Annotated in this window: 19 protein-coding genes; 7 read left to right on the forward strand and 12 right to left on the reverse strand. The window is 32.7% G+C overall.

What is annotated here, in order from left to right:
• Positions 1–26: 26 nt before the first annotated feature.
• From MKY27_RS09680 to MKY27_RS09690, 3 genes are all read right to left on the reverse strand, one after another.
• Complete coding sequence (locus MKY27_RS09680) at positions 27–251, reverse strand: hypothetical protein (RefSeq protein ID WP_339194699.1); 225 nt, start codon at positions 249–251, stop codon at positions 27–29.
• A gap of 142 nt (positions 252–393) precedes the next feature.
• A complete protein-coding gene (locus tag MKY27_RS09685; protein WP_339194701.1) occupies positions 394–1,647 on the reverse strand; it encodes a DUF4179 domain-containing protein in 1,254 nt (417 codons plus the stop codon).
• The gene (locus MKY27_RS09690) at positions 1,644–2,141 is read right to left on the reverse strand and encodes a sigma-70 family RNA polymerase sigma factor (protein ID WP_339194703.1); all 498 of its coding nucleotides are present in this window, start codon (positions 2,139–2,141) and stop codon (positions 1,644–1,646) included. The genes MKY27_RS09685 and MKY27_RS09690 overlap by 4 nt, the downstream gene beginning before the upstream one ends.
• Before the next feature lie 150 nt (positions 2,142–2,291).
• Between MKY27_RS09690 and MKY27_RS09695 the strand changes: the two genes are divergently transcribed.
• Positions 2,292–2,522: a hypothetical protein gene (locus MKY27_RS09695; protein ID WP_339171479.1), complete on the forward strand. Its 231-nt coding sequence runs from the start codon at positions 2,292–2,294 to the stop codon at positions 2,520–2,522.
• Positions 2,523–2,830: 308 nt separating this feature from the next.
• Positions 2,831–3,013, forward strand: coding sequence for a DUF4017 family protein (locus tag MKY27_RS09700; protein WP_339199688.1), 183 nt, complete (start codon positions 2,831–2,833; stop codon positions 3,011–3,013).
• An 80-nt stretch (positions 3,014–3,093) separates the two neighbouring features.
• Here MKY27_RS09700 and MKY27_RS09705 read toward each other — a convergent pair whose 3' ends face one another.
• Positions 3,094–4,116, reverse strand: a complete 1,023-nt coding sequence (locus tag MKY27_RS09705) for a CAP domain-containing protein (protein ID WP_339194706.1) — start codon at positions 4,114–4,116, stop codon at positions 3,094–3,096.
• A 420-nt stretch (positions 4,117–4,536) separates the two neighbouring features.
• Positions 4,537–5,106: a manganese efflux pump gene (locus MKY27_RS09710; protein ID WP_339194708.1), complete on the reverse strand. Its 570-nt coding sequence runs from the start codon at positions 5,104–5,106 to the stop codon at positions 4,537–4,539.
• Between the two features lie 597 nt (positions 5,107–5,703).
• Here MKY27_RS09710 and MKY27_RS09715 point away from each other — a divergent pair.
• On the forward strand, positions 5,704–5,970 hold the full coding sequence (locus MKY27_RS09715; protein WP_339194710.1) for a YesK family protein: 267 nt from the start codon (positions 5,704–5,706) through the stop codon (positions 5,968–5,970).
• Between the two features lie 101 nt (positions 5,971–6,071).
• Here the strand turns inward: MKY27_RS09715 and MKY27_RS09720 are convergent, their stop codons facing one another.
• The 4 genes from MKY27_RS09720 to MKY27_RS09735 all read right to left on the reverse strand — a co-directional run bounded on the left by MKY27_RS09720 (position 6,072) and on the right by MKY27_RS09735 (position 9,172).
• A complete protein-coding gene (locus MKY27_RS09720; RefSeq protein ID WP_339194712.1) occupies positions 6,072–6,554 on the reverse strand; it encodes an NUDIX domain-containing protein in 483 nt (160 codons plus the stop codon).
• Positions 6,555–6,608: 54 nt separating this feature from the next.
• On the reverse strand, positions 6,609–7,013 hold the full coding sequence (locus tag MKY27_RS09725) for a hypothetical protein (protein WP_339194714.1): 405 nt from the start codon (positions 7,011–7,013) through the stop codon (positions 6,609–6,611).
• A 111-nt stretch (positions 7,014–7,124) separates the two neighbouring features.
• Entirely contained in the window at positions 7,125–7,682 is a 558-nt protein-coding gene (locus MKY27_RS09730) for a hypothetical protein (protein ID WP_339194716.1), read from the reverse strand.
• Positions 7,683–8,614: 932 nt separating this feature from the next.
• Positions 8,615–9,172, reverse strand: coding sequence for a histidine phosphatase family protein (locus tag MKY27_RS09735; RefSeq protein ID WP_339199691.1), 558 nt, complete (start codon positions 9,170–9,172; stop codon positions 8,615–8,617).
• A gap of 291 nt (positions 9,173–9,463) precedes the next feature.
• Here MKY27_RS09735 and MKY27_RS09740 point away from each other — a divergent pair, with 291 nt between their 5' ends.
• On the forward strand, positions 9,464–9,853 hold the full coding sequence (locus MKY27_RS09740) for a DUF5071 domain-containing protein (RefSeq protein WP_339194719.1): 390 nt from the start codon (positions 9,464–9,466) through the stop codon (positions 9,851–9,853).
• Between the two features lie 537 nt (positions 9,854–10,390).
• On the opposite strand, the gene MKY27_RS09745 is transcribed toward MKY27_RS09740, so the two are convergent.
• Positions 10,391–11,107, reverse strand: a complete 717-nt coding sequence (locus MKY27_RS09745; RefSeq protein ID WP_339194720.1) for a hypothetical protein — start codon at positions 11,105–11,107, stop codon at positions 10,391–10,393.
• Between the two features lie 16 nt (positions 11,108–11,123).
• Entirely contained in the window at positions 11,124–11,648 is a 525-nt protein-coding gene (locus tag MKY27_RS09750) for a hypothetical protein (RefSeq protein WP_339194722.1), read from the reverse strand.
• Positions 11,649–12,949: 1,301 nt separating this feature from the next.
• Between MKY27_RS09750 and MKY27_RS09755 the strand changes: the two genes are divergently transcribed.
• Both MKY27_RS09755 and MKY27_RS09760 read left to right on the forward strand, forming a co-directional pair.
• Positions 12,950–13,486 carry a carbamoyl-phosphate synthase small subunit gene (locus MKY27_RS09755; RefSeq protein ID WP_339194723.1) on the forward strand — a complete coding sequence of 179 codons (537 nt, stop codon included), beginning with the start codon at positions 12,950–12,952 and terminating at the stop codon, positions 13,484–13,486.
• 367 nt (positions 13,487–13,853) lie between these two features.
• On the forward strand, positions 13,854–14,294 hold the full coding sequence (locus MKY27_RS09760) for a GNAT family N-acetyltransferase (RefSeq protein ID WP_339194726.1): 441 nt from the start codon (positions 13,854–13,856) through the stop codon (positions 14,292–14,294).
• Between the two features lie 481 nt (positions 14,295–14,775).
• On the opposite strand, the gene MKY27_RS09765 is transcribed toward MKY27_RS09760, so the two are convergent.
• Positions 14,776–15,174, reverse strand: coding sequence for a hypothetical protein (locus MKY27_RS09765; RefSeq protein ID WP_339194728.1), 399 nt, complete (start codon positions 15,172–15,174; stop codon positions 14,776–14,778).
• A 269-nt stretch (positions 15,175–15,443) separates the two neighbouring features.
• Here MKY27_RS09765 and MKY27_RS09770 point away from each other — a divergent pair, with 269 nt between their 5' ends.
• Positions 15,444–15,884 (forward strand): hypothetical protein, encoded by a 441-nt coding sequence (locus tag MKY27_RS09770; RefSeq protein WP_008405454.1) that lies wholly within the window; start codon positions 15,444–15,446, stop codon positions 15,882–15,884.
• The last annotated feature ends 269 nt before the right edge of the window (positions 15,885–16,153 follow it).

The raw sequence follows: 16,153 nt of genomic DNA on the forward strand, positions 1-16,153 counted from the left end.
ATTTTCAGTTTTTTGCTTGTATAATATTAAGAGCAACATAATACAGCTTTATCAAAATCCTTCTCATTTATTAAAACACTTCCATTATCATCTAATATAAAATCTATTTTTGCATTAATTAGCCTTTCTTTTGCTGTATCAATAAGTACTGGGCCTTGGGATGCTTCAATCCAAACGCTATAACCTTTTTCTTGAGTACAGCCAACTAGTATAGAACTAATCACTGTAAATAGAATGAGAATTTTTTTCAAAATACCACCTCTTTCAAGATGTTTAACGCCATCATTGGAATAAAGTTCCTTAAATAGGCGTTTACATAAAACAGAACAGTAAAAAAAGCATGTTTCCAAAAGAAACGATGCTTTTTCTGATCAATAAAACTGAGATATATCGTTATTCAGTCAAATCTATTTTAATCTCAACGTCCTTCGCTATCGGATTGGCAATGTAGTTGATCCACAGTTTTGCTCTGCCACTGTAGGGCTCATAGTATTCTCTATAATTAAAGCCTTCGTGGGCAGACGTAGAAAAACTGCCTCCTTTTGACTCAAGCGCCGTACCATCCTCTTTTTCAGCAGGAAATAAGTGCTGGCGGCCGTGGTCATCCTTGACGGGTGCGTTTAGGTATACATCGTGGCCGACAACTTTAATATCCCAGTCAATGAAGTTTGGTTTGTAAAGCACTTCCTTCGTTTTGAAGTCAACTTCGAAATAGTCTTCACCTTTTGGAATAGCTTGTATTTCGCCGATACGGACGATGAGTTCATCTGAATCATAGAAGTAATTGCTTTGGAGGTAAAACGTGGACTGTCCTTCTCGGAAGGAACCACTGCCCACTAACCCATTGCGAATAAGTTCACGTTTACTGCCATTTTTAAGTTCCAGTGAAATGTTATCGAGTGCGACAATTTGCATTTTATTCGATGGATCCGGCTTTACTTCGATATGAATACGCAGGGGTGTCCGAATGATTTTACTGATTGTTAGGCGTTGACCTTGTGCTGTAATGTTCGTATTCGGTTCTACTACTTTCGCTTTAGCAATCGGTTTTTCTAATGAAAAAGGTATGGAAATCGTTTGTTTGTCCCCATCACGCATTTCAAATTCAACACGGAAATTAGGGTTTTTCGTATCAAGCGGCTGATCGAGCGTCAACTCAAGTATATGGCTGCTGTGTGCAACCGACTCGTCCCGGCTGTCCTTTGTCCCGTAAGACATACTGTTTTTCAGCTGTTGATCACCCTGGTAAATGTTCACCGTATAGTTATGATGTTCGCTTTTTTTTGTCGGGTAATCAAAATCGTACATGAGCATAATTCCGTATTCATCGATGATGGCACCTTGAAGTGTAATCGTAACATCCTTGTCTTGTACAAGTATGCCCAGTTCCTCGTAATATTCATTGGCAATGGCGTCTTTAATCCCCTCATTTTCCTGTACAAGCTCGACGATAACACTTAAACCAGGGATTTTAGCGGCATAGCTGGCAATCGTCGGTGAAACACGGACCGTTAGCAAAAAACTGAGGAAGATGATAGCTACTGCAGCGATTCCCTGCCACTGCTTCTTTCGCCGGCGTTCTTTTTTCAGTTTTGTATATGCATCCATACGTCCTTGACGCAGCTTATCTTTAGGAATTTTAATCATAGCCAATCCTCCTTTTGTCCAGCTGCTTTACGCAGTTTCTTTAAAATGGCGTGCAGCCGAGATTTAACGGTGCCTTCTGGAATATTTTGCAGTTCGGCAATTTCATTGTTTTTCAGCTGTTGGAAATATTTTGCGTAAACTAACTGTTGTTCAGTGAGCGTAAGTAGATTAAGAAGACGACTGATGTCATTATAAACTGGCGCTTCACTAAGGCTGGTCTTTTCAATTTCAACAGTTTGGATTCGTTTTTTCAATATATCTTTACAACAGTTGATTAGTACACGTACAAGCCAAGTACGCGCAAATTCAGGCTGTTTAATGGTGTGCATTTTTTTCAGTGCCTTATAGGTCATTTCTTGCATGGCATCAAGGGCATCCTGCTCATTTTTCAAGTATGTATAAGCGATGGGGTAAAGTACTTCCTCATCTTGTTCAATCAGTTCCAGGATCGCTAGTTGATCCCCAGCGGTAGCTTTTTCAAGTAAATTCTCCAACGTACGCCACCTCCTTATTTATTAGACTATAAAAAATTTAATTTCGTTCGAAAAAAATTAAAAATAATAATGTTGAACGAAATCAATGTGGTTATATTCCTGAAGTAGCACATACCCTTTCCAGAAGCATAAACTACACAGAAAGGGTTGATGACAATGCCACCATGGCAACATAAGGTTAATTATTTAATAGGACAACCGATTGGTATATCCTTCGCAAATGGTCAGGGGACATCTGGGGTACTTTGTGGTGTATCAAACGGAAAGTTGATGGTTATTGAATATCTGTATCAAACACAATTTGCACTGAAACAGTACGAATTTTCAATGATTGCAGATATATCTGGTTTTCCACCGTGTAATCAGCAACGCCTCTATTAAAAATTGATTGTTAAATAAGACAGGTCAATTTGGGCTGTTTTTTCTTTTTCTCTCCTTTGAGTCTTATCTCACAATATCGTTCGGTCTGATTCCATTCCGCAGTTCATTATTATGTGAAATATTCCTTAGTTTCAATAATCCCCCATTTTGCTTATATTAGCTTACTATATTCTGGTGGTATAATGATAAAAAGCACAACCTAGTTTTTGAATTAAGCATAGGCAATGGAGTTTGGTTTAATAAGTTATTAAGAAATTTCGGCAATTACTTAAATAAAACTCTATTATAAGGTGGTGAATTAACCGATGATGAAAAAAATTATCCCTCTATTAGTTTACTTAATTGTTTGTCTAATCGCTGTGATTCTACCAGCTTCTGATGGCTATAATACAATAGGTTGGAAATTGCTAGTAGGACAAATTTATGCGTTACCCGCTTTAATCATTGCTATTTTGTTCTCTAAATTTCTGGGGAAAAGACTTACGCATTGATTTGAAAAATGCAGAATAAAAAATTAGGCTACTTAACGCCCATAGAATGGACGATAAGTAGCCTAACCGTATTTATATTCTTATAGTTGGATAAATTGTTGTGTCCAATAGTAACCCTCTTCAACAAAACCTACACCAATATGTGTGAAATTGGCATTCATAATGTTTTGACGGTGACCTGGTGAATCCATCCATGCTTGTACTACTTGTTGTGGTGTTCTTTGACCTTGTGCAATGTTTTCTCCAGCAGAACGGTATGAAATCCCTGCAGATTTAATCTGATCGAACGGGCTTCCAAATGTCGGGCTTGTATGTGAAAAGTAATTATTTTTCGCCATATCAGCTGATTTTGCATGAGCTACACCCATTAATGGCGTGTGCATTTCAAGCGGTTTTAAACCTGCTTTTGTACGTTCTGCATTTGTTAAGTCTACCACTTGTTTTTCAAATTCAGAAACTGACTGACTAGCATTGTTCGTAGTTGTTTTTACTGGTGCTTCTGTTTGTTGGTTATTTGATTTTGATGGTGCTTGTGTATTATTGTTATTTGTCACAGGTGTTGCCTGTGTATTTGTCGTTGTTTCTGGTGCAGTTGTTTCTTTTGTTGGTACTTGCTCTTCTTTTGCATCATTGTTCGTTGTTACCGGTGTTGCTTTTTCTTCTGTTGATGCTTCAGGTGCTTTTGCATCGTTATTTTCTGTAACAGTTTGAGCTTTTTCTTCTTTTACTGGTGCTTGAGCTTGAGGTGCTTTATCCTCTTTTTCCACTGTTTTAGCAGTCGTTTCTTTTTGAGCTTCTTTATTAGTAGTAGTTTTTTGTGTATTTACTACTTTGCCCTCTTTAACTATTTTATTAGTATCAAGATTAACTAAAGCTTGATTAATCGCATCTTTTGATAAAATCCCGAATTCGCCTTTTACTGAAATTTGCTTAATTAATTTTAAAGCCAAATCTTGATAATGATCACCTTTAATAAGTTGAATATGTTGAGTATTTGCACCTTTATTTTCTTCTTTATTTATATCTGCTGCATTAGCCGCAGTAATAGATGTTGCAAATAATGTTGCTGCACATAATGATGTTGCTAACCATTTTTTATTCATTTTTGAATTCCTCCTCTTCTACACAAACTATGTTACAGTAGAAAATACGTAATAAATGGTCCATAAACTGGTAAGAATAGCATTCTATTAATAAATTCCATAAAATCAATGGGTTCGAAACTGTTAAATTCACAAAATCATCCAGAAAAAAAGTATACTTCCACTGAATAAATATTGACAGATTTTATGATTTATACAAATACGTATTACTATTACGTATGTTACAAGAAGATTACAACTTATGGACTTTATCTCAATATATTTTGGAACTAATTGGGATTCAGTGGGTTATATTATATACATAATTAAAAGCCGCTTACCTTTAATAAGGAAAGCGGCCGTATATTACGGAAATTCAATTGCTGAATTTCATTTAGAATTCTGTAGGGTTATGAAAATATCCTGTCCGATGCATTGAGATTAAACAAGCATTTCATAAAGACCTATTATAATAAGTAACCAACCGGAAATCGTTGTCGAATATTTACCGATAAATGTTTTATTAAGGAGATAACCAAAATGGCTGCCGATTCCAATTGTCACTAAAGAAAAAAATCCTATAGAGAAAACGGTCCATAGAGCTGAAATTCCGTTTGCACCAATCCCCAGCCCACTTGCCATACAGTTCAATGATAAAATAAGTCCAAGATATATTGCTTCTCTCCAAGAAATCACATGATTATCATCCCAATCAATTAGCTCCGGATTTTTAAATGGTTCCGGATTAGTTAACCTTTTGGAAAATAATGTCCATAACCCTATCATACATAATAAAGAACTCCCTATATAGTTGGCCATATTTGGTGAAATATATTCGCTTAACGTACCGCCAGCTATTACTGCAAAATAAGTAAAAGTCATGGAAATAAAAGCAATGATTATGTTTGATAAAATAGGGATTCTTGTTTCTTTTACTCCATAAGCCAATCCAATCCCCAAATTATCTAAATTAGCCGCTATACCTACAATAATAATGGTGACCCAATGCATAAAATCCTCCCAAAAAACCTGTCATACCTTTTACCTTATGCAGGATCAAAACTTTTGTTCAATCAGAGGCCTTGGAAACCTTGCGAATAAGTACAGTGGTTTAAATTATGAATGACCAAAAGGACATTTAAAGATAATAGAGGAATATTAGTAGTGAGAATTGAGTGTAGTAATGATAAAAATGAAAATAATCACGATTAGTTTTATAATCGCTTTGATTTTTGGCTTACAGTTTAAATGGATTCAGTATAAGGGAAATCAGATGGTATCAATATTTGAAGCCTATAACTTAGAAATGACGAATGTATTTTTCGATTTTTCTCTGTTATTTATAATACATTTATTATTTTTCTACTTTGGAAGTGGATTTCAAAAATTAATACTAAACCTTCCTATACAAAAAATATTCCTAAATAACGTTCATCAAGTTGTAGCAGTCCTATATGAATAAAATGTACAAACTCATGACAAGAGTTAAAATTACATAATTTAACAAATATGTGGCAAAGCGAATGATATTACGATACATTAATAATAGAAAGTAATATAAATAATGAATTGCTCAGGTTACGGAATACCATAACAGGAGGTAATTAAATGGATGCTTTGATGTTAGAGGGATGGACGCCAATATTACTTTGTGGAATTGTGTTTGCAATTGGAATGTATATTACATCCCGTAAAGTTTCAAAAAAAGTTGTACTTTTAACCGCCACTGTCTTAAGTCTAATTAGTATTGGATTAATTATTTTTAGCAAGGATGTTGTTGGGGGCTGGGAAGGTATCTTTTTGGCTTACTTCACAATTACCTGTTTTGCAGGTGTATGGATAGGTACTTTTGTTGGCACTCTCTCAAAAAGGTAAACTAAATCCTTTTGTTTTCACTTAACTAGAATCGGCAGAAAGACACAAATATTGTAATTACAACGTTTTGTGTCTTTCCTTATGACTATTGGTTAAGAGGATTATAAAGTACAATCCATGATTTCCTGATAAAGAATATTCCATTTTGAATAATAGTTAGAAATTTCCTTAGGATTTATAAAGATCCGTTGAGAAGATTCATGTCTTCCTTCAAATGGTAAAAGCTTTTTAATATCCATTTTGTAAAACACTTGATAACCGACTTTTGGATATGGACTACTTTCTTCCCAATTTGGATTTTCCGTATGATCTACAATTATGTACCCTAACAACTTACATTCACCTTCAATATAACCTTCTTCCAAAGCTTCCCGTTTAAAGCATTCTTCTGGAGTTTCCTCAGGTTCAATGTGTCCTCCCGGGAAATCCCATCCCCTATCGTTCAAGTCGACTAACAACAGTCGATCTTCCCGAAAACAAAATCCATGTACACTTGTAATTAAATCATTTGGAGGGAGTACACTATTTTTCTCCCAAGTCAATTTAACTCTTGATTCACCCCAATTAACATATGTTGTAGTCATATTTCTCCTCCTATTATGATGCTTTCCTTTCGGTAAAGGCTTATTTATAAATTTTCATTCTTTTGAACTCTTAATTTCAAACTCCTCGTAATTTTCACCCCATGAGACAGTTATTATTCCTACTTCGTTTCCTTCCAAAGTAGAAGCATTCAGATTACCAGGACTAACAATATATAATGGTTCGCTTGCATCCTTAACTATGAAAGTTTCTGAACCACTTTTTTCTCCAATTTTATATGTAACTTGTATTGCTTCTCCATTTGCTAATTTATCAATTTCGCCTTTGTAGTTTATTTTTATCTCATATTCACTATGATTTTCATCATTTTTGATTTTGACTTTATACTTATAATCGATCGCCCAATTATCACTTTCTCCAACATACTCATGACTTCTTGTTTCATAATTACAACCAGATAAAAAGAAAACACATATGACTAAACATAAAATTCTTTTCACGCTTCCATCTCCTTCCCCCTTAATAAAAAGCTGAATTCCAACCGTTATTTTTGGCTAACAGTTAGAATTCAGTTCATTAACCTTTCAGATTAGCCAATCATCCTTAGTAAATTACATTTTCTCACGTTCAATAAATTCTACATTGTTTTGTTTTGCCACTCTGTAGATTTCATTTTTATCTTCATGTAGGAACTGATCATTTAAAGGAATTCGAATAGAATTTCCATCAACTGAAGTGAAAATGTATTCTTCATGTGTACCGATATCATCCACGTAATATTCGAGCACTACTTCTTCAATTTCAGACCATTGAAATGTTTTGCCATCGAACAATTTATTTGAAACCACTTGTTCATTTCCTATATACGTATAACTTAAGATTGATAAATAGAATACGAAGAGGGCACCTGCAATAATAATACTTGAAAGGCTATAAAAGAGTTTGTTCTGTTTGATTACCGGAATCATTAATCCGAGAAATAATATAAAGCAAGCAGCCATTACGAGTCTAAAATTAATTCCATCCGGATAAAGGATAATTGCCATTCTATCAAATATAAATGTTTGAACATAGAACACCGGTAATATTGCTCCGACAACAGGTATGCTGATAAGTGCGACGATGGCGAGCACTAAAAAGATTAGACGAGGCGAGTAATGAGTTCGCATTTTAATTCCTCCTTTGAATTAAATATGAATAAGTATTTGTGTTATTAACTACTATACGAATAAGTTGGTATAAAGTTTCAATTTTCTGGCTATTATTACCATTAAATTCCATTGTTCTCATTGAATTCAACCTTCTATGATAAAATTCTTGAGACAAAAAGAAGTCCTCCAATTTAAAACATAATTTGTTAGCTTGAGGATAATGGACACATTTGCTTTTCATCAATGACCTAATTCATTTCATAAAAAAAGACACTTTCCTTCTTCAATACAAGGAACGCGCCCTAAAATTGCATACTGGAATAACCTCCTTTAGTGATCGGACATCTCAATTCTCTGTCGTATGAAGGAGTTTTATTGAAATGATTTTTTCTTTTATTTCAATCTATTCTACCAGGATACAATACTAGCCTATTTATAAGGTCCATTCGTGATAAAATTAAACAAATAATTAGAGCTATGAAAACTCATTAAAGTCATTAAATATAAGGGGAAAGATAGAAATGGCAGAATTAATGGATTGGAAAAATAGTGCTTACGGACAAAAATTTATAGCTTCTTTTAGCGGAGGAATTCAATTACAGGTTTATATGTAGTTTGATAATCCCCATCCCCTATCTGTGTAACATCCTTATAATTAACAAATAAAATAGAGATGGCCAATCCAAACAATAGTCCATATATACTTGATTTTCTTAATCTACTCTCCATTTATTTATTCTCCTTTCACACCAAGTCTTTTTAAAGAATAATGATCCGATAGTTTTAATTCACAAACTAGCTTAAATTTTAACATAAATATCCAGGTATCTATAAGGAATTTATTAGAATACTATTCTATAACGTATAAAACGCGATCTTCTTGTTTATGAATCGCGCCCGATTATTGAACATCTTATTCAACTAGAGCAGCCCTTAATCGAAGAATTATATTATGTTCTTTGCCATACTTTCTCTACGTTTGTTAGCACTTTACCCTTAAAAGTTAATTTATATATATCTGGCATATCAAGATTTTGCCAAAAAGGAAAATCAAACTGGCTATCAAAGAAATTCATGATTAAAACCATTATATTTCCATGTGTGCCAATAACAACATTTTCACCTTTGTATTTCTCTAATATATTCAAAGTGCTTTCTACACCCCTTTTTTGAGCTACTATGTTAGATTCTCCATCCTCCCATGAAAAATTGTAGTCCTCCCATACTTTTGTTATTGCAAGAGTAAAATCGTTGGCTGGGACTGTGGTTAAAGTACGTTCTTTAAAACCATCTATAATTTCAACTTCTGTTTTTATGTATTCTGCTATACCTTTGACAGTTTGAACATCTCGTTTATAAGGACTTGAAACAACAATACCAATTTCCTCCGTTTTTAATAATTTGGTAACAATTTTTGCATCAGAAAAACCTCTTTCCGACAAAGGTCTATTTATTTCATCAGGTGTATATAGAGAATGTGCGTGCCTAACAAAATATAAATTAGTCATTTTATCAGTTCCTAACAATAATTTTTTAGCATTTCCTTGTTTATTAACCTGCCTGTTATCGTAAATAAATTGTTTCACCATCTTACATAGAATTTTAACATTAATATCCAGATACCTTTTATCAAGTTATTTTGCAATCTTGCCCTATAACTGAAAAAGCGCGTTCTTGAATAAACGCGCCCAGTTTGTTGAAGAACGAGTGCCACTACAAGCTTATGATCAGCAATACTCCCAAACGTCACTTAAGGAATGTTATACTTCAACTAACGTAAGCAAGGAGGGTGAGTGTATATGGAGAATTTCGAAAGTCTTTTGCGAAGACATAAATTAGATAATGATAGAGTAGAAATAATAAAAAAAATGGATAGGGATAAAATCTTGCCTTTATTGCCTAATCTCCTTGAATGGATTCAAGATATGAATTGGCCAGTGGCACCAAGCGTGTTAGAAATACTTTTAACTTTTCCAGAAGAAATTGTTCCATATGTGCAAGATGTTTTAACTTCTTCTGATGATGATAACTGGAAGTGGTTCATTTTACACTATTTAGTTTTAGAATTGCCGAGAGAGTCGAGAGTTCAGTTTAGAGAGTATTTAACAAGAGTATCTGAAACACCTACACGTAATGAACTCGCAGAAGAACTTGATGAAATAGCAAAAAAGATTTTGGAAACAATCTAAATAAATCCCTTCTTACTTCATTAACTATGTACTTTAGTACAACAAGAAATAAATAATCTCTACATAAATAAACCGAATAACGTTCCCAAATCAAAGTTTTGGGACACTATAAAAAGGCACGAACGTTGATTTAACAGCGTTTCGTGCTTTTTTATGTGAACATTGTTTATACAGTATTTTATACAAATGGTTTAAGTCGTTGATACAGCGGTATTTGCATTTACTGGGAGTGTTCTTCTCTTTGCATAAAATTGTGTATATTTCTTATCTTTGTAAATCCATCATTTTCTGACGCTACCATATAAAAATGTTATTCAATTAAATGGCCCTATAATTGAATAAAGCACTTTTCTTCAAGAAAAGCGCTGATTGATAAAGATTCATTGTTTTTTTATATCTAAAAGAACTAGGACATCCTTATATATGACCCTCAAGCAACGAGATACCTTAAATGTACATATCAAAAAAACCTTACAAATTGAAATGTAAGGTTTTTGATAGGGAATTTCAATAAAATTCCCATATGAATATTTGGGGTTAAAATACAGGATATGAACTTACTACAATCCAATCATATTGGTCAAATTGTCGAGTAGTCCACCCTTTTGGATCATCAAGAACAACTCTAACTTTTTGATTTTCGCGTACATTATATGCTTCTTTAATAATTCTATTTGGAGTTACTCTTTCATAATCAAGGTCTTTGTTAATAACGTTTTTCATAATATCTATCATAGCATAAGGATTATGAACTAATTGAAATTGACTTTTCCCTAAAGGAGTATATGTATAATTTAATTTACCTAAAATATTATTTTGCATATGGCCTTTATAAATATGGCAATACCCGTAATTCTTCCATCCCTTACCTGAAGCCATTATAATATCACTACCAGAAGAAGTATTAAAGCTATCTCCTAACACATAAGTTGCTTGTGTACCAGCAGCACATTGGTCATTTATTACCATTTTTAATTGATTATAAGGAACTTCTGACCAAGGCTTAGCTACATAGCTCATAGGTTGGATCTTCTGAACACTATTTAATCCATCATTAGTCAAAAGCTGCTCCATTTCTTCGTATGAAGGTATTTCCATTTCTTCTAATTCTGCTTGAATTTTTTCAATTTCCTCTGGAGACAGCTGAACCTCTTTACCCATATGGGGGTAATCTGCATTTGCTTGATTTGAACCCATAAAAACAACTAAAGAAAATAATAAAACAAAACTAATTTTACTAACTATTTTTTTCAAATTAAATATATCACCTTTAAAAGTAATTGTAAGAAAAACCTAACTCTTCCTTTATTTCACTATAATACTTATATTTAGAAAAATCAATGTTACTAAAGTATTCTTTTCTTAATATATTAAAATATTGTGGATATAAAGGGTCTTCAAATCTATCCTCAAACTTTTTTGTATTATCAATTAAAAACAGGAATTTAATAACAAAAAATACTGTTATAGGAAAGTCTTTATTTAGATGTTCAAAATTATCTATAAAAATTTTAATGAAAATTGTGATATCATGTAATATTTTTTCTTCTCCATTCTCTTTATCCTCACTTTTTTCGGGACCAAAAGCTAATGTTGATCTATAAAAATGATTTATAACCATACCTAAAAATGAAAATAAAGATCCTTTTCGAATAAAATCAATATCACTACTAAAACCTTCATAATATGAATAACTTAATTCGCTTTTCCAATCTAATGCAATATCGAATCCAACATTCTCTACGGATTGGTATACTTTATTAATTTTTTCAATAATTAAATCATTTCGATTCATAAGAATACTATCCCCTTTAATTTTAAATTTTTCGTTCTCGATGACTCTTAAATAAAACCCCTTAGACTCCCAAATCATAAAGGAGTATTATGAAAAATGCAAAGCTTACAGAAATACTAAGAGGAGAAAAACCTTAGTTTATGAGAGAGTCAACTTTTTTGCTGAACTCTCAGAACTCTATCGGGTGCGTTTATGAAGTAATAAAGGTAGAAAATCATCAAACTTTTTTATAATTTATGAGGTGTTTTGCTCAAACTTTATTTCAAAGTTTCACCTAAAATAATCATTGCTAATCCTTGTTTCTGCTCTTGATAATCCCCTCTTAACACTATTCCTATGCGTATAGGGAAAAACATAAGAAGTGGCGGCATTAAATTTATAGCTAAGAACGCCACAGATAACCAACCAATTGAGCTTAATATAGAACCACCGTTTTTTTCGCTTCCATAGCCCACCCCCTAATTACTAAAAAATGCATATATCTAGTTTGACATAAAATTCTGATAACATATTCAATAGATAAAATAATAATACACCCAAAGTTTCATTGAGCTGCACCCCATTTGTTAGACAAACCCTAACAAGGAGGTGTAGTTTTTTATGGCTAAAATGAGCCCAGAACAAAAATTAGCAGCGGTTCAACGTTATATAAACGGCAAGGAAAGCTCCAGCTGCGATCTTTAATATTGCGGGTGCTTCATCGGAAAGCGCGCGAGTGTTGAAGAAAGGATTTATTTTTTTACAAGCTGTAAATATAAACAAAAATTATAATAAAAACTATCGGAAAGACGATTATAGTGACTAAAGCTTTTGCTTTTGTATTTCTAAATGCACTTTCAGTTATTTCAGGTTCTTCCTTGTATATTCCTCGCCTTCCCATCAATAGGCTTTCTTTCGGATTGAAATAAGTCCAAATGATAAAACCGTATGGTATAAGCAAAGCTAAGTTAATGAGGTGTTTATTGCATTTGTTACGTGACCAGTTTTTCCAACTTTTAATTTGTATTTTTTAGTCAAATCCGCCAAAAAGAAATAGATGTTCATCTCTCTACTTCCACTAAACTGCCTCGTTAGTTAATTTGAGTCCATTTCTTCCAGGCTCTCCTTAATGTTACCATAAAAAACTATTTTTCTTAAAAGGTGTTATTCAACAATCTGGCCCTATAATTGAATAAAGCACTTTTCTTCAAGAAAAGCGCCCAGATTGTTGCATAAGCAAAAAGCTGTTACCAAAATCGGTTTGGGGACGTTCTTACTTAATATTAAATTTGGTATTATTGAAAAATAGAGGAGGGTTATCTATGAGCTCAGAAGATAAAAAAATTCAAAAAGAACTTACAACGGAAGAAAAAAGCATGATTCTTACTGAAATAAACAAAGTATTGAACAGTGGCTTTCGAATATTAGGTTTTGATGGTGGAATGGCATTTCCACATTATCCATATTACTCATATTTCAATGCTTCTGATAAAAAATTGAGACGGTATTCTATTGGTATATTTACTATTTGGCTTGGCTATTGGAATACAGGATGCAGTTTTCGCTTTACTAAACAAAGTGAGTTATATAAGTATATTAAAGCTTTAGTTGAATACCAGGAAGGAATCGAAAAAGATTTCCCTGTATTATTTAATTATATTGTTTCCTTTCTAATAGAGCTTACCGAAAATTATGGTTATGCAGAGGAAACACATATGAAACCATATATTATTAATATTGTTAAGGAAGATTTTCTCAATAAAAAATCATATTATGGAGAAAAATATAGAAATAGAATAAATTTTATTGAATTCCTTAAAGAGCTTAAAGTTGAGGATTATGATAAACCATATGAATAAAATACACATAGGTATATTTAAATGTTAATAAATACACCTTGTAAATCCTTACTTTAAGATTAATAAGAAGCCTCCCCCGAGAAAAAATATTATTCCACAATATGGCCCTATAATGGAAAACGGATCTTCTTATTGAAGAATCGTGCCAGTTTGTGGAATAACGAATACCTTCTCTTAATGCTAGGTTCACAAGTTTATGAATAACAATATTCCCAAACAACTATTTGGAAAATAATGCTATAATTATTGGTGTCTCATATTTATACCATAAAGTTTCAATGTATTAAGATTTATCCTAATTCCGCTTTTCAAAAGTTGAATTATACAAATTGAAAAATTATAACTATATTTGGAAGGTGAGATTGCTTTGCTAGAGTTAAGAAAAATTAATAGTGACAATTATGAAGAATGTTTAAACTTGCGTACAACTGATACAAGTGTCGAATTTGTAGATTCTGTGGAGTTTTCATTAGCCGAAGCGTGGGTATTTTATGAGGAATCACGCCCTTTTGCAATTTATGAGGATAATGTGATGGTAGGCTTTGTTTCGATGTTTATAGGCGATAACAACCCCCAAATTATCAATTTTATGATCGATAGCCGTTTTCAAAAAAGAGGCTATGGAACAGCAGCTGCAAAGCTTTGCATTGAATATTTGTGTAAAGAATATAATACAAGTAGAATTTCCTTACCAGTTAATGTAGAAAATAAAACTGCAATAAAATTTTGGAGTAGCCTAGGCTTTGAGCGATCAGACAATACAGAAAATGATTATCTTTATATGCGGTTGTACATAACAGAAAAATAGATGTGAGTATACAAAAATAGAATTAATCTCTATAAAAGAGCGCGATTGTTTCACAAGTCTTCTAGTTGCACTAACAAGGGGCTTTAGTGAAACTACGATTTATAGAGTATACAAAACAAACATAAATAACGTTCCAAAATCAAAGTTTGGGAATACACCAAAATGCGGGAAACGTTGATTTAATAACTAACGTTTCTCGCTTTTCTTATCGAACATTGTTTATATGTGATTTTATGTAAGTCAATGAAACGTTACTAAAGCAGCTTTAATACTTGCTGGACATGATTTTTAATTTGCATAAAAACTTGTCTAGCAATTCTTTAATCGTTATAAATTTGCATCTTTTCTAACACTCCCCCAAGAAAAAATGTTGCTCCACAATATGGTCCTATAACGGAAAAACGCGATCTTCATATAAGAATCGCGCCCGATTGTTATCAGCCAATATTTCTACTTCTATCGTTAGTGCATAAGAAAATGCTTATTCTTCTTCAAGTTTAGTATTTTTATAAAGACTATCTACTATTGGGTAAATATCAGGCTCTGTATAATAGTAATAGTCAGTTACCTCATTTTCCGTAAATATAAAAGTCATTTGTTCACCTTCATAAAGGGATATGGCATAACGAAATCCAGCTCTATCTTCTTGGTTTTCTTCAGGTATAAACTGTACATCCTTGATTTCACTCAAAAAATCACCAATTACTTTTTTATCTGTTATGATTTTTGAATAACCTGTACTCCCATCTGTTACTTGAATTTTTGTGACATCTTCAAGGTCATTTTTATAAAATTCTGTAAAGTTTTTCGTTTCTAATCCGCAGCCTGTTAAAAGAATAATAAATAAAAATAAAGTAAAAGTTAATTTTTGAACATACATATCAATACCTCCATATCAAAAACGCTATACTTTTTCTATTAATAAAAGTATAACCTTACCAATCAGTCGTTTGGTAATATTTAACGAAATCTTTTATTCCACAATATGGCCCTATAATTGAATAAAGCACTTTTCTTCAAGAAAAGCGCCCAGATTGTGGAATAACGAATGCCATTATAAGGTTATGATCAGCTTACAATAACAGCCCAAAGCGATATGTGTAACATTAGGGGAATTCTACACGTCTATGTTTACGAGGGGGGAAATGTATGAAAAAGATATTAATTTCTTTATTAGCTGTAGTTGTGCTAGTAGGTGGTATTTATTTTGGATCTAACCTTAAACCACCTAAACCAACCATAACTATTGAAAATAATACTGTAAAAGTGGCACAAGGTTCTTATTGTTGGCGTGGGCTTATTAATGCACAATGTGTTGATATGATTTCGCCACCAGATATTATTAAACATCACGAACTTAAACCTGTTATTGTATCACCTGAAGCTAAATTAAAAATAGAATTTAATCGTAAACCTCTAGAAAATACGTTGAATGCATCTTTATGGCTTAGTAACGGGGAAACGGAAAATGCCCCATTAAATGACAATGTACTAGTAGTGCCAAAAGAAAAGGGTGTTTATATTTATAGTGTTTCTGCAAATTGGGAAAAGGGAAGTTCGGGTTATGTCTTTGTAATTGAAGTTAAATAAGTCTTCTTTTCTTTCATGAGTATTTTAGTAACAAGTTTTTATAACGTACACATAACTAAACCTAATAACGATCCCAAATCAAAGTTTGGGCAGTTAACAAAAGTCGAAAACGTTAATTTAACAGCGTTCTCGACTTTTTTGTATCACATTATTTATACGATATTTTATACAGTCAGCTGAAACTCTTGATATAAAGGATTTTATACTAGTTGGGTATAATCTTTAATTTGCAGAAAAACTTGTATTGCCATTCTTTTATCGTTATAAAT

Origin of the sequence: Solibacillus sp. FSL R5-0449, assembly GCF_037975215.1 — a bacterium.
GTDB lineage: Bacteria > Bacillota > Bacilli > Bacillales_A > Planococcaceae > Solibacillus.

What these genes read in the sequence shown, in the direction of transcription:
- MKY27_RS09735 (WP_339199691.1), bottom strand. Translation starts at nt 9,172, where the DNA reads ATGACTAATTTATATTTTGTTAGGCACGCACATTCTCTATATACACCT.
- MKY27_RS09740 (WP_339194719.1), top strand. Translation starts at nt 9,464, where the DNA reads ATGGAGAATTTCGAAAGTCTTTTGCGAAGACATAAATTAGATAATGAT.
- MKY27_RS09700 (WP_339199688.1), top strand. Translation starts at nt 2,831, where the DNA reads ATGAAAAAAATTATCCCTCTATTAGTTTACTTAATTGTTTGTCTAATC.
- MKY27_RS09730 (WP_339194716.1), bottom strand. Translation starts at nt 7,682, where the DNA reads ATGCGAACTCATTACTCGCCTCGTCTAATCTTTTTAGTGCTCGCCATC.
- MKY27_RS09710 (WP_339194708.1), bottom strand. Translation starts at nt 5,106, where the DNA reads ATGCATTGGGTCACCATTATTATTGTAGGTATAGCGGCTAATTTAGAT.
- MKY27_RS09715 (WP_339194710.1), top strand. Translation starts at nt 5,704, where the DNA reads ATGGATGCTTTGATGTTAGAGGGATGGACGCCAATATTACTTTGTGGA.
- MKY27_RS09705 (WP_339194706.1), bottom strand. Translation starts at nt 4,116, where the DNA reads ATGAATAAAAAATGGTTAGCAACATCATTATGTGCAGCAACATTATTT.
- MKY27_RS09755 (WP_339194723.1), top strand. Translation starts at nt 12,950, where the DNA reads ATGAGCTCAGAAGATAAAAAAATTCAAAAAGAACTTACAACGGAAGAA.
- MKY27_RS09765 (WP_339194728.1), bottom strand. Translation starts at nt 15,174, where the DNA reads ATGTATGTTCAAAAATTAACTTTTACTTTATTTTTATTTATTATTCTT.
- MKY27_RS09685 (WP_339194701.1), bottom strand. Translation starts at nt 1,647, where the DNA reads ATGATTAAAATTCCTAAAGATAAGCTGCGTCAAGGACGTATGGATGCA.
- MKY27_RS09750 (WP_339194722.1), bottom strand. Translation starts at nt 11,648, where the DNA reads ATGAATCGAAATGATTTAATTATTGAAAAAATTAATAAAGTATACCAA.
- MKY27_RS09695 (WP_339171479.1), top strand. Translation starts at nt 2,292, where the DNA reads ATGACAATGCCACCATGGCAACATAAGGTTAATTATTTAATAGGACAA.
- MKY27_RS09720 (WP_339194712.1), bottom strand. Translation starts at nt 6,554, where the DNA reads ATGACTACAACATATGTTAATTGGGGTGAATCAAGAGTTAAATTGACT.
- MKY27_RS09770 (WP_008405454.1), top strand. Translation starts at nt 15,444, where the DNA reads ATGAAAAAGATATTAATTTCTTTATTAGCTGTAGTTGTGCTAGTAGGT.